Annotated in this window: 8 protein-coding genes, 1 other RNA gene and 1 pseudogene; 3 read left to right on the top strand and 7 right to left on the bottom strand. The window is 42.8% G+C overall.

Translation table 11 applies throughout. The features are described from left to right. Positions 1–83 precede the first annotated feature (83 nt). The 3 genes from V7K36_RS20145 to V7K36_RS20135 all read right to left on the bottom strand — a co-directional run bounded on the left by V7K36_RS20145 (position 84) and on the right by V7K36_RS20135 (position 893). Positions 84–467, bottom strand: coding sequence for a phasin family protein (locus V7K36_RS20145; protein ID WP_335118608.1), 384 nt, complete (start codon positions 465–467; stop codon positions 84–86). 25 nt (positions 468–492) lie between these two features. Further along, positions 493–589: signal recognition particle sRNA small type (ffs, locus tag V7K36_RS20140), an RNA gene on the bottom strand. Between the two features lie 37 nt (positions 590–626). Beyond that, positions 627–893 (bottom strand): YciI family protein, encoded by a 267-nt coding sequence (locus tag V7K36_RS20135; protein WP_292767049.1) that lies wholly within the window; start codon positions 891–893, stop codon positions 627–629. Positions 894–1,479: 586 nt separating this feature from the next. Between V7K36_RS20135 and V7K36_RS20130 the strand changes: the two genes are divergently transcribed. After that, positions 1,480–2,031: a 2'-5' RNA ligase family protein gene (locus V7K36_RS20130; RefSeq protein ID WP_335118606.1), complete on the top strand. Its 552-nt coding sequence runs from the start codon at positions 1,480–1,482 to the stop codon at positions 2,029–2,031. Between the two features lie 29 nt (positions 2,032–2,060). On the opposite strand, the pseudogene V7K36_RS20125 reads toward V7K36_RS20130, so the two are convergent. The 4 genes and pseudogenes from V7K36_RS20125 to V7K36_RS20110 all read right to left on the bottom strand — a co-directional run. Next, positions 2,061–2,340, bottom strand: a pseudogene (locus V7K36_RS20125) (transposase); the annotation flags it as partial. A 103-nt stretch (positions 2,341–2,443) separates the two neighbouring features. Continuing rightward, positions 2,444–3,742, bottom strand: coding sequence for an MFS transporter (locus V7K36_RS20120; protein ID WP_335118604.1), 1,299 nt, complete (start codon positions 3,740–3,742; stop codon positions 2,444–2,446). 50 nt (positions 3,743–3,792) lie between these two features. After that, positions 3,793–4,929, bottom strand: coding sequence for a PepSY-associated TM helix domain-containing protein (locus V7K36_RS20115; RefSeq protein ID WP_335118602.1), 1,137 nt, complete (start codon positions 4,927–4,929; stop codon positions 3,793–3,795). A 131-nt stretch (positions 4,930–5,060) separates the two neighbouring features. Continuing rightward, entirely contained in the window at positions 5,061–7,967 is a 2,907-nt protein-coding gene (locus tag V7K36_RS20110) for a TonB-dependent siderophore receptor (protein ID WP_335118600.1), read from the bottom strand. 781 nt (positions 7,968–8,748) lie between these two features. Here V7K36_RS20110 and V7K36_RS20105 point away from each other — a divergent pair. Continuing rightward, entirely contained in the window at positions 8,749–12,294 is a 3,546-nt protein-coding gene (locus tag V7K36_RS20105) for a condensation domain-containing protein (protein WP_335118598.1), read from the top strand. Then, positions 12,291–13,277: a hypothetical protein gene (locus V7K36_RS20100; protein ID WP_335118596.1), complete on the top strand. Its 987-nt coding sequence runs from the start codon at positions 12,291–12,293 to the stop codon at positions 13,275–13,277. Before V7K36_RS20105 ends, V7K36_RS20100 begins: the two co-directional genes overlap by 4 nt. Positions 13,278–13,281: the final 4 nt, after the last annotated feature.

Here is a 13,281-nt window from a genome sequence, read left to right as displayed (position 1 = left end):
AATTTATCTTATCAAGTTTCTATCTGAAGTGCCCTGTCAAAGCGCGACTTATTACTGATATTTCGATCAAAGAATGCTTTTTATTAATCGCGTTGCAATCGTTTCAACTCGTCTTGCAGATCTAGCACTTCTTGGCGTAATTTATCCACGTTCTGATCACTTGATCCCTCTTTCACAGTTGGTTCTTCATCTTCCTCTAAGATTTCAATGCGGCGAGGTTCAGAAGGGGGTGTTTTCTCAGAGGTTTCACCAGATGCTTGGGGCTGTTGGGCTTGCTTCATCATATCTTCAACGAAGCGACGGGCTTCTTCTGTGTTCATTTCGCCCTTTGCCACCATTTCATCTGCCAGTTTTTGGACTTGCGATCGCACTTCGGCTAATTTTCCCCCTGCTTTCTCACCTGCGTAAGAAGCTAATCCAACACCGAGGTAAAAAGCTTTTTGAACAATATCTCCAAAACCAGGCATTTTTGCTGAATGCTCCTCAAAATAGGGCGACCCGGAGACTACGCCTACCACAAGCCTCCCGTGTTGCTGCTACCTTCCGGTTCTGACAAGATTTGGGTGTTGCGATCGCATAGATCCAGGTCTTCTAAAAGCATAACATTAAAAGTCAGTAAGTGTGTGTTATTCCATAACAATTCGCCATTCATAAAGCTGATAGTTGACGCAGCCGTGTTGTACCAAGGGGTCATCAGCTACAATTGCTTCTGCTTCATCCTTTGAGGCTGCCTCAAACAGCAACATCCCGCCTCTTTGCTCTGCCCAATACCCTGTTCGCGCTTTGTGTCCTTTAGCAATCAAGTCCTGAATGTAGGCTTTGTGGGCAGGTACATATTGGTCAAAGGTAGGTTTATCGACTTTGCCTTCTTCAATTTTTACAAACCAAGGCATTTGCTTGTTAACTCCAGTTACAACAGACATCCTGCTTAAGTTATTACTATTTCAAGTAGCATTTAAGTAGCCATTTAATCAAAAATCTGGACAATCTGCCTCGACTACGTTCAGGTGGCAGTAGAAGCGTAAGACGGTCTCGACGGTATCCCTGATCTGGCGAATTCAGGAAGCGTTTAACACTGCTAAACGGTTGCTGGGGTTGAGTTATTTATGGACTGGTTCAATCAATGGTAAAAAGAAAGCAAGTTTGGGCTACTTGGTTGTTTGATGCGATTTTGATTGACAAATCCTGCTTTTCCTTAACTTGTCACGAATCACTCTGTGCTCCTATCTTTGATAATGCCCGATTGCGATACCAAGCGGGGAAGCGTATCGTCATCAAGATGGCGATCACAACCAGGACAATGTGCAGGACTGTAGAAACGTTGAGCTGCAGCAGCCAACTGATCAATGCACTCAGCGCAAAGGTAATCCCCCAGGTCAGGGTAAGAATCTGATTCACGCGAATAAAAATAGGACTATTCCAATGTTCTTGAGTAAGGAGTTAGGAGTCAAAATAAAAATAATTAATATAGATATATAGATGAGCCGTTTTTTTATTGCCCTTCTACCACCGCAAGACATTCAAGACTACGCCAATCAGATTAAGCAGTACTTTGCTGATCACTATGCTAGTAGCGGGGCGCTAAAGTCTCCGCCTCATATTACCCTGCAACCGCCCTTTGAATGGGCAGATGCTAACTTGCCACTGCTAGAGGCATCTTTGAAGGAGTTTGCCAGTGGACAACAGCCAGTAGCAATTACACTCAGGGGGTTTGATGCCTTTGCGCCTCGTGTCATATACATTAATGTAGTCATAAGTCAAGAGCTTTTAACTTTACAAGCTGATTTAATGGCTTATACAGAAAGCAACTTGGGAATTCTTGACAAGGTTTTTAAAACCCGCCCTTTTGCGCCCCACATGACGGTTGCGTTTCGGGATTTAAAAAAGCAAAACTTTAAAGCTGCTTGGCCAGAGTTTGAAAAGCGTCAGTTGCATTTTGAGTTTACTGCCCACAAATTAACGCTACTGCTTCACGACGGTAAGCGCTGGAATATTAAATCGGAGTTTGGTTTCTTGCCTACTGAACAATGAGCAATGTATTACTCACGTCTTTTATGGTATAGTTTGTCATATACCTTCAACCAAGTGCCATCTTTGCGCCATGCTCGGAAATAACTATAGACCGTTGACCAAGGTGGAAAATCTCCTGGCAATGCACGCCATGTACATCCTTGGCACAGTACGTAAAGAATGGCGTTGATCACAGCATACATCGCTGTAGTCCGTTCGCGGAGCGTCTCCCCTTGGGAGAGGACGACCACCAGATTTGGCTTTTGGAAACAGATCCGCAATTAATTCCCACTGTTCCCAGGTTAGATCATTCGGATATGATTTAGTCACTGGCTCACAAGGTGTTGATGTCTACAAATTTCAGCATAAGCCTTGTGAGCTTTCTTACAATAGCCCCCTACTTTTCAAACATCCTCTTACACCCCGGCACCGACTACTCTGTATTAGCGTCATAATCTGGCAAGATGATTTCTACGTCACGTAACACACGAAAGGTATATCCACCTAAGCCAACAACTAACATACTTAGCGAAGAAATGACATACAGGAGTGCTATGCCTGCACCACTTCCTGTGCCAAATATCCAACCCAACATGGGGGCGAGACTTCCATCAGGCTTCATTGCAGGTGCAAAAACACGATCAGCTAGTGGTCCAGCCATCAAGTTTGCTAAGGCCGAACTCACAGGCAGCACCATAGAACGCATCGCGAAAACACGCCCCTGTACTTTAGGTTTTACCTTGCTCAACCATATCGCGTCATCGGCACTGCCCATGATTGGGAAATTAAGAGATGAACAGAATTGGGCACCAATCCAAATCAACGGTATTGTCCCCAGACCAAACACTGCTTGGCTGAAACCAGCACCCACCATACCCAGCAGTACTCCATGTATTCGGGGCTTGAAACTACCCCAAGCGCCCACGAGCAACACCCCAAAAATGCCGCCCAACCCTGCTGCCGAATAGACCATACCTAATGCTTTAGTATCATTACCAGTGCGTGCCAGAATTAGGGGAGTAAAAAGTGAATTGCAAAATTGATCGGCAAACAAAAAGAGTAACATCAATAGTAGCATAGCAAGCAGACTGGGGCGTGCAGCAATATAGCGCCAGCCAAAGTAGATATCCTGCTTCAGATTTGTGCTACTGCCCGTACTCACTTTTGTAATGGTAGGTTGTGGAATATCTACTAGCAGCAGTGTGCTGACAGCGATCGCAAAAGTAGTGATATCGATAATTAAGATGCCCATAAGACCAATGACTGGGTAGAGGACACCTGCCAGTGCTGGTGCGATGATCATAGAACTGGAATTTGCCAGGAAACCGATGCTGCTAGCGCGACTGTACTGCTCCTTGGGCACCATCATTGATACTGATGCCGAGAATGCCAGATCTTGAAATTGGTTAAAAGTTCCCTTGACTCCTATAGCCACATAGAGATGCCATAATTGCAAATTATGAGTTGTGTAAAGCAGTAACACAGTTATAGTCAACAGTCCGCTTACCGTGTCACCAAGCATCATTAAGTATTTACGGTTCCAGCGATCTACAATCACCCCAGCTATGGGAATAATTAAAATTTTCGGCACTTGTGAGAATAAACCAAACAAAGCTAAAGCGGTAGCCTGACCAGTCAGTTCCCACACCCAAATAGTGAAAGCAAATCCGGTCATGCTACTGCCAATCATGGAAAGAATTTGACCGAGCCAGAGAATAATGAGGGTACGCACTTATATCTATTTTTGATTTTGGATTTGCGGTGGTCAGTTATTAGTTAAGTTCAAAGCTTCTCTGATCGTGCAATAGAACGATCGCTCATACTAAATTTTGTCCGATAGCGATACCAGTACATCACAATACCAGTGACAAACAGAATTAACGGTGCAAGTCCGACAAACACATAGAGTATGCGTGTGGGTAAACCGCCAAATGTACCGTAATGCAACGGGGAAAATGAGTTGAGTACAACCTCAGCGTGAGTTGGGTTTAATGCATCTTGTATTCGCAGCACTTTGCCGCTAAATTGGTCGAGATAAAGTTGTGTGCTACCCCCCTTGCTGGTTTCTCCAGGCTGTTTTTTACCCAACCATAAAGGGTCTTCGGGCTTAGTGGGGAAGAATAGTCCAGTGGTAGGAGCATTGGGTAAGGCAGCATCGGCGCGTCGGAGCAGTTCCGTCAGGGAAAGGGGTTTTTTGCCAGGAATGGATTGAGAAACCGGGTCTGGTGGCTTGGGCGTGAACGTTGCAGCGTAGATCGCATCTTGTACTTTGGCTTGAGGCACATTCCAAGCGAAACCTGTAAAGCCAATAAAGGTGAGGAAAATCGCAGTCACAATCCCTGCAACTTTGTGAATATCAAAGTTGACGCGCTTAATATGACCGTCCCATTTAATTTTGAAACCACTAATGAGTTTGCGCCATCCAGACCACAACACAATGCCTGTAACGCTGAGAATTAATGTTACGAGCGCCACAATACCCATAATTATGGTTCCTGTTGCACCTGCAAGGAGTTCATAGTGCAGTTTAAAGGTAAAGCCAAGCCAAGTGTCATCCCAGATGCGATCGCCCATCACTTTTCCAGTATAGGGATTCACAAACACCCGAAAATCTTTCCCATTTGCAGTTTCCGCCCGGAACTGATACGGCTCTCCCTCAACCATATCGACATAGGTGAGTTTGAACTTAGGCACAGACCCATAGGTGGTGTTGACTTTCTTAGCCAATGTTTCGAGAGGGAGGCGAACGCTTGTTGGCACCACATCCTCTATTTGATGTCCTAATAGGAAGTGATCAATTTCCTGCTCAAATACCAGAACACTGCCAGTTAACCCAGCAATACACAGCAGAATTCCAACCACCAAGCCTAGCCAGCGATGCAGTTGAAACGTGATTGTGCGAATGGTTTTGTTGTTCATGGTAGAAGTTCCTTTACAAATCAGGACTTGAGCAATTGAGTCATACCAACACAAGTCGGATCACCCCCCTTAATCCCCCCGATATATTTCCAGTTCCCTCCCCTTGACAAGGGGAGGGTTAGGGTGGCGTATTAAAAGCTTATGGAGACTGTTCCCAGTACAGTAAACGGTGCCGCCGGACGAATATCACCAAAGGACGTTGACTCATAATACTTAGTATCTAATAGATTTTTGAAATTAATCCCCACGCGCCAGTTATCGCGTCGATAAAAGAGAGCAGCATCGATTTTTCCGTAGGAGGGAAGTTTAAAGGTGTTAGGTAAAGTGACATCGCGGCTACCCGCAAAAAAGACTCCTGCACCAAATCCGAATCCTTGTAAATTGCCGGATTGAATCTCATAAGTTGTCCATAAACTGCCACCCTGACTGGGAGCGCCTGTTAATTTGTCTCCTTCTGGAAGGGTATTATCTTTACTGATAAAGGCATCGTTCAGGAAGAAAGATCCAATGACATTCCAACCAGGCAGAATTTTTCCAGCTAGGTCAAACTCAATACCTCGACTGGTGACTTCACCTGCTGCGATCGAGAAATCTCTGTCTCCTGGATCGGTGGTCAACACATTGGTTTTGGTAATTTCGTAAGCAGCTACGTTAGCAACCAAGCGGCGATCGAGCAATTCGGCTCTTATCCCAACTTCATACTGAGTTCCCCGTGAGGGTTCAAAAACTTCTCCGGTTCGACTACGACCGTCATTAGGAACAAAAGATTGACTGTAGCTAGCGTATAAGGAAAGCGGTTCTATCGGTTGGTAGACAATGCCAATCCGGGGCGAAAAAGCTTCACCAGAAAATTCGTTGCGTGTGCTTTCACCAGTAGGATTGCCATCCTTATCGACTGGCTGTTCGCTGCTGGCATTGTTCACAAAGTCGTATCTCCCACCCAGTAGGAGCTTAAGATTGGGCAGTAGGGTTACTTGGTCTTGCAGATAAATGGCAGAGGTTTCGGAGAAAGTACCACTCACAGAAGAACCACTATCAAATACCGTTGGCGCAGATGCCCCGTATTTTGGGTCAAACAGGTCGATAGAAGCTACAGGTATATCTAATTGACCTGCACGGAAAAATGGTTGAAGGGCATTAAGTTTTGTCCAGTCAACACCAAACAGTAACTTATGCTCAATAGAACCTGTATTGAAATCAGCAATCAAATTGTTTTGTAGTGAATAAACTTCAATGTCCGCTATATCTTTGGCGAAGTCTCTAGTAACAGTACGACCATCAGGCTGAAGGCTACCAGTCCGAAAAACTCCTGAACCATTATTGTAATTTTGAAGTTCGGTAGAGAAAATGCTACGAAACTCCAGATGCTTGTTAAAGCGATGAGAGAAGTTTAAGCCGATTGAGTGGGTTTCAGTATGCTCCATACCATCATTTGGTTCTTCTAGGAATCGATTTCTCGGAGCATCGAAACTTCTTGGGTCAGTCGGTAGCCCTCCATGATAGACAGCATCGGTATTGACGTAGTTGTAGCTCAAGTTTAAGGTCGTTGCATCCCCAATTTTGTAGGTTAAAGTGGGTGAGAGAAACAACGACTGCTGATTGACGAAATCCACAAAGCTACCAGAAGATTCATAAGCCCCATTAAAGCGATAGAGCAGTCGTTTATCTTCAGTTAACGGCCCAGAAATATCGATTGACGGATTATAGAAGTCATAATTTCCCATCGCAAATTCGCCAGAATAGTAGGGTTCGCTTAGGGGCTGCTTGCTAACATAGTTAACTATGCCACCCGGCTCAAGCCGACCATATAGCACAGAAGCAGGCCCCTTCAACACTTCAACTCGTTCAATGTTGTAGGGCGAAGGATTTATCAATGGAAACGGAACAGAAACCCCGTCTTTAAGGAAATTATTCGTAGAAAACCCGCGAATATTATAGCTGTCTGTCGTATCATTAATATCTTTTTGAACCGTGACACCTGACACATTGCGGACTGCATCGGTAATGCGTGTGATTTTTTGGTCTTTAATAACTTCCTGTGGAACTACTTGAATTGACTGGGGAATATCGCGCAGTGCTGTATCGGTCTTTGTAGCGGTTGACGCATCTGGTACGCTATATCCATCCTGCTCACCCGTCACCACCAACTCAATGGGCTGATCGCCGGCTGGTGGTTGACTTGGCTGTGTTTGACTCTCAGGATTAGCTGCTTCAGGCTTTTGTTGCGTTTGTGATTGCTGCTGTGGTGGCGTGGAGGTTGCAGTACTCGCAACAGAAAAGACAAGACCCTCATCTGGACTGTCAAACAACTCGACAGCTGGTACACCCGCATCACCAATCACTGTCACTCGGATTGTATTGGCATCAAAGTTTGTTACCGTGATCTCCGTAACACCCGCAATAGGTTTTTCTGACCGGAATGTAAATGCATCGCCACTGGGTAAACGCAGTTGAGCATTGGGAACATCAGTGACAAAGCTATTGCCAGCACTGCGATTCACTAGTTGCAACTGTTCCCCTTTGGATGTTTCTAAAATCACCTCCACACCTTTGTCGGTGGGATTTACTTTAACACCCGTAATCAGTACAACTTGCTCCCCGCTTCTTGTTTCTGGATTCGGGGAGCCAGCACCTTGAACGAGTTCCCCGGCTTCTATGTCGAAGCCATTGCCGAAGGGTGGCGACTGGCGTGTGTTAGTTGGTGTTGGTGTGTCTACCAGCATAATTGCCCTAGTTGCCGGAAGTTCGATTTTGCTCAGTTGGGGAATGTTTTGACTTGGTTTATCCGACTTTACCCGACCCAGATAACTTGCTATTTGAGACTGGAAATTTCCGGGTTTTCTGGAACTGGGAGCTGATACTGGAGATTTGGTGTCTGTGACTGCAACTTTATCATCTAATGTCGATTTTCCTAACCATCGGGTAGAAGATTCGCCTATTCCATCCTCTCGTACTTCCTTGCCTTTAGCGGGAGTGCCGATCAAAAGAACAACTGCACCTGTCAGCAGCAGGCTTTGAAACAAATTATCTAACTTCATTTATTTCCCGACACTCAATAACACCACTTGCCCATACCCGAAAACAAAAGATAATTAATGAAATCAATTATCATTTAAATCTAAGTTAATTTAATAATATTATGAAGTAACCCAAGACACAAGATAGTTAATAATTTATCTCAATTAAATGAATACTAAGCAGCAGTTACTCCAAGGCAGGTGTTTGCTTGATACATAACTAAAGACCGTAAGCTTAGTTTAAACTCCTCCTCAATAAGTATTTTAAAAAGCCAAAATACTTTCCTCAATTACGTAATTTCGATTAATTAAGACAATTTTTAAGTGGTATTACGTAGATTATAGATCGAGTTTAAGACAAATTTAAACAATTTTAGTTTATCACCTGCCTAAAGATATGTAATTAGCAACATAATTATATCTAATTTATAAAAAAATATTTATAAGCAATTCTCATTAATAGCCTATTGCTATAGCCACTAATTCTCGTTATTGTAAGCTGGAATAAACAAAAATAGTTGCAATAATTTTGAGAATATTTGCAATAACTAAATCGCTACCATTAGCATTTAGGTACTACTGGTGATAGTCGAGACCTACAGTTAAGGAAGTAAATATTTTTTATCTAACTCGACTAACAAACCTTGGTTTAGTTGACTACTAGGCTTGAGATTTTGAGATTTATAAGTCTGGTAAATGAAAATTAGTATTCACAGGAGGTATTTAAACTTTATTTTTCTGTTATGAGAGTGACAGGAAGACAAGCAATGTATTAGGGTGCATCTAGCTATCGAAAATAAAAATGAATCAATATTCTCATAGCTTTCTTGAAGCCGATGTCTTCGACGGGCTTCTCTACGAGACGCTACGCGAACGCCTACGCAACTGTTCTACAGTTGTTGAACTACTGCAAAAAGTCAGCTCTACCCAGCCAAATCGAGATGCTTTCACCTTCTTGTCAGATGGGGAAACAGAAAAAGCGACGCTAACCTATCAAGAATTAGACAGGCGATCGCGCGCAGTAGCGGCTCAATTGCAAGCATTGGGTTTGAGTGGGGAACGTGCTTTACTGCTTTATCCAGCCGGACTAGATTTTTTAGTTGCTTTTTTCGGCTGCTTATATGCGGGAGTTGTAGCTGTAACTGCATATCCTCCCAGAAATCAGCGCAACACAGTGAGAATAAAGGCGATTTTCACAGATGCACAAGCTGTGATCGCTCTGACGACAACAGAAATTTTGTCCACAGTGCAGTCTTTAATGAGAGAAAAAGCTGTGCGATCGTTGCAGTGGCTAACTACCGACAATCTTGCACAAGGAATAGAAGACAGTTGGAAAAAACCATTTATTCATAGAGATACTTTAGCTTTTCTGCAATACACCTCCGGTTCTACGGGGACACCCAAGGGTGTAATGATTAGTCATGGAAACCTACTGCACAATGCCGAGACAACTTACCAATTCATGGAGCATTCAGCAGAAAGTAAGTTCGTGACGTGGCTGCCAATGTACCATGATATGGGTCTGATTGGTGGCATATTGCAACCTTTGTATGGAGCTTTCCCTTGCATCATCATGCCTCCAGCTTCCTTTCTGCAACGTCCTTATCGTTGGTTGCAGGCGATCTCCCAGTATAAAGGAACAACTAGCGGCGGTCCCAATTTTGCTTATGATTTATGTGTGTCAAAAATTACTCCTGAGCAAAAAGAAACTCTTGACTTGAGTAGTTGGAGCGTAGCATTTAATGGTGCTGAACCGATTCGACACGATACCTTAGAGCGATTTGCAGCAGCTTTTGCACAGTGTGGCTTCCGTAAAGAGGCATTCTACCCTTGTTACGGAATGGCTGAAACCACGCTGATTGTTTCCGGTGTGCAAAAGGTTACATTACCTATTGTGAAAACGATCCAGAAATCTGCATTAGAATCTAATCAAGTAGTTGAGTCATCTGTTGAAGATGATAACGTTCATCATTTTGTTAGTTGCGGCCGAGTCATACCAGAACAGAAGGTAGTAATTGCCAATCCAGAAACACTCAAGAGTTCTCAATGGAGTGAAATCGGGGAAATCTGGGTATCTGGATTGAGTGTTGCTCAAGGTTATTGGAATCGTTCTCAAGAGACAGAAGAGACATTCCGCGCTCATCTATCAGATACCAGAGAAGGCCCATTCCTACGGACGGGAGATTTAGGCTTTTTGCATAATGGTGAACTATTCATTACAGGTAGAGCCAAAGATTTAATCATTATTCGAGGTCGCAACCTCTACCCACAAGATATAGAGTTAACTGTAGAACGTAGCTATTTATCATTGCGTTCAGGTAGTGGTGCAGCCTTCTCGGTTGAGGTAGAGAAGGAAGAACGACTAGTAGTAGTACAAGAATTAGAGTTTCGCGCTAAACCTAATATAGAAGAAGTTACTGGTGCGATTCGTCAGGCGGTTGCAGAAGAACATGAGGTGCAAGTCTATGCAGTAATGCTAATTAAACCAGGTACTATTCCCAAAACCTCCAGTGGTAAGATTCAACGTCGTGCAACTCGCACACAGTTTCTCGCAGGCGAATTGGAGATCATAGGTAGCAGTATCTTTGATAGTGCAGATGACTGGGGAAAGGAAGTGAGTCTCAGCCGCGAGTTAATTCTTGCAACTCCACGAGAAAAACGCCCGCCACTGTTGATACCTTATCTTCAAACACACATTGCTCGCGTACTAAAAGTTGGATCATCTCAAGTAAAGGAAGAGGTCTCACTAAGTACTTTAGGACTCGATTCATTAATGGTCTTTGAACTCAAAAATCAGATTCAAGTAGATTTTGGAGTCACAATATCTATCGAGGATTTCTTCAAAGATGCTAGTGTCGTTCGGTTAGCAACGCAAATACTGAGTCAACTAACAACGAAAACAGCGTTAGAGCCAAAGCTGGAGCCTATTCCCCGAAGTCAAGAACTACCCCTGTGCCTTGCTCAAGAACGCTTATGGTTCCTCGACCAATTAGAACCTGGAAACCCATTTTACAATGTTCCGATCGCTGTGCATTTAACTGGGGAGCTAAACACAGCGATCTTAGAACAAAGTCTTAACGAAGTCGTGGGACGTCATGAACCATTGCGAACAAGCTTTTCGGCAGTAGAAGGACGACCAATCCAAGCGATCGCCCCAACCTTAAAAATAACCTTGCCAGTTGTAGATTTACCGGGAGCAAATATAGAGTCAGCTTTAGGCATTGCAACTGAGTTTGCCCAACAGCCTTTCGACTTGTCCCAAGCACCACTGCTGCGAGCTAAACTCCTACGTTTGAAACAACAGGAGCATATGCTCCTGTTAGTCATGCACCACATTATTTCGGATGGTTGGTCTATTGGCATTCTGATCCGAGAACTGGCAGAGATTTACGAAGCTTTCTCTGATGGCTTACCCTCATCACTTTCTAAACTTCCAATTCAATACGTAGATTTTGCTTATTGGCAGAAACAATGGTTGCAAAAAGAAGTACTTGAAAGTCAGGTAAATTACTGGAGGCAGCAATTGAGTGGCAGTTTACCCGTACTGCAACTTCCCACTGATCGACCACGACCAGCTATACAAACCTTCACTGGCACAAAACGATTTTTTACGTTTCCTAAGGCTGTAAGCGAAGCAGTTAACAACTTGAATCGACAAGAAGGTGTCACTCAGTTTATGACGCTTCTGGCAGTGTTCAAGACTTTGTTATACTGCTATTCAAATCAAGAGGAAATAATAGTAGGTTCGCCCGTTGTTGGTCGTACCAGAAGAGAAACAGAAAAACTCATTGGCTTTTTTCTCAACACATTGGTCTTGCGTACTAACTTATCAGGCGAACTCACTTTCCGCGAATTATTAGTCAGGGTGCGCGAAGTAGCTTTAGGAGCCTATGCTCATCAAGACTTACCCTTTGAGAAGTTAGTGGAGGGATTGCAGCCAGAACGGAATTTAAGCCATAACCCACTGTTTCAGGTAATGTTTATCCTCCAAAATACCCCGATACCAACTATAGAACTTCCAGGGCTGACTCTGCGACCGTTGGAAGCCGATAGCGGTACTTCAAAGTTTGATTTGAAGTTAAGTATTTGGGAAAGTCCAGAAGGTTTCAATGGCTCATTGGAGTATAAAACGGACTTGTTCGATGCTACTACTATTGCTCGAATGATAAGTCATTTGGAAATCCTTCTATGGTATATTGTTAAACAGCCTGATATTAGAGTTAACGAGCTAGCTAAAGTCCTCGCCAAAGCTGACAGAGAAAAACAGCTAATAAAAGAACAAGAACTAGAACACACCTCTATGCAAAAACTCAAGTTGACAAAGCGTAAGGCAGTTTATGGAATATGAAAAAATCTGAAAATTTCTCCAACTTAATTTTTGATAATTTATTTAAATTAGGAGTACCATCAATGAACTTAATAGAGTCATCAAAAAAAAGCTTCAACAATTTTCAGCGTAGATTTACAGCATTTATCGCTCCTTATAACTTAAGTAAAACAGCAGCTATTTATTCTCATGAGCAATGGAAACTTCGGTTTTCTCATCGCTATCAAAGTTATTTTGCTCCGTTGAAGTGGAAAAAACTAAAAATTCTTGCAATTGGTATAGGAGGTTATCAGGATCACACAATAGGAGGAGAATCGTTAAAAACGTGGAAAACTTATTTCCCAAACAGTATGGTTTATGGTCTTGATATAATAGACAAAAGGTATTTAGAAGAAGACCGTATTAAAATTTGTAATTGTGATCAAAATGATGAACATTTGATCCAAGAAGTTTTAGCAGAAACTGGCGAACTAGATATTATCATTGAAGATGGTAGTTCTGCAAATGAACATCATATCAAAGCGTTCCACACTTTTTTCCCAGCACTTAAAGATGGTGGCATTTATGCAGCAGAAAATATCCACCACTCATACTGGCCAAGTCTTAAAGATAAAAAGTGGTCAAACTTAGCCAAAGATAGTTTGGAGTTACAAAACTGGATAAATATTGGTGGTAGCCTCGACCTAAACGATCCAAAAACCGTGATGAATATGTTTAAAAGACTGGTTGATGGATTAAATTATGAGGAATTTTTAAATCCAGGATACACTCCTTCATACTTTGATAAAAACATTCTTTCCATACAGTTTTATCATAATTTAGTCATCCTCTATAAAGGAAAAAATTATGAGAAAAGCAATTTTATTGAAAGCAACACATTGCAACCATTTGTTTTGGAAACGCTAGGTGTAAAGTCATTAGAGGAATTAGATTTAGATTTTTCCAAAGCGAATAATTCAATAAATGAATACACCACCATTGAAGCAACAAAATTACAGCAATAAATCA

Origin of the sequence: Nostoc sp. (assembly GCF_036919555.1) — a bacterium.
GTDB lineage: Bacteria > Cyanobacteriota > Cyanobacteriia > Cyanobacteriales > Nostocaceae > Nostoc.
Note: the sequence above shows the minus strand (reverse complement) of the source record. Positions and strands in the feature narration are given on the sequence as shown.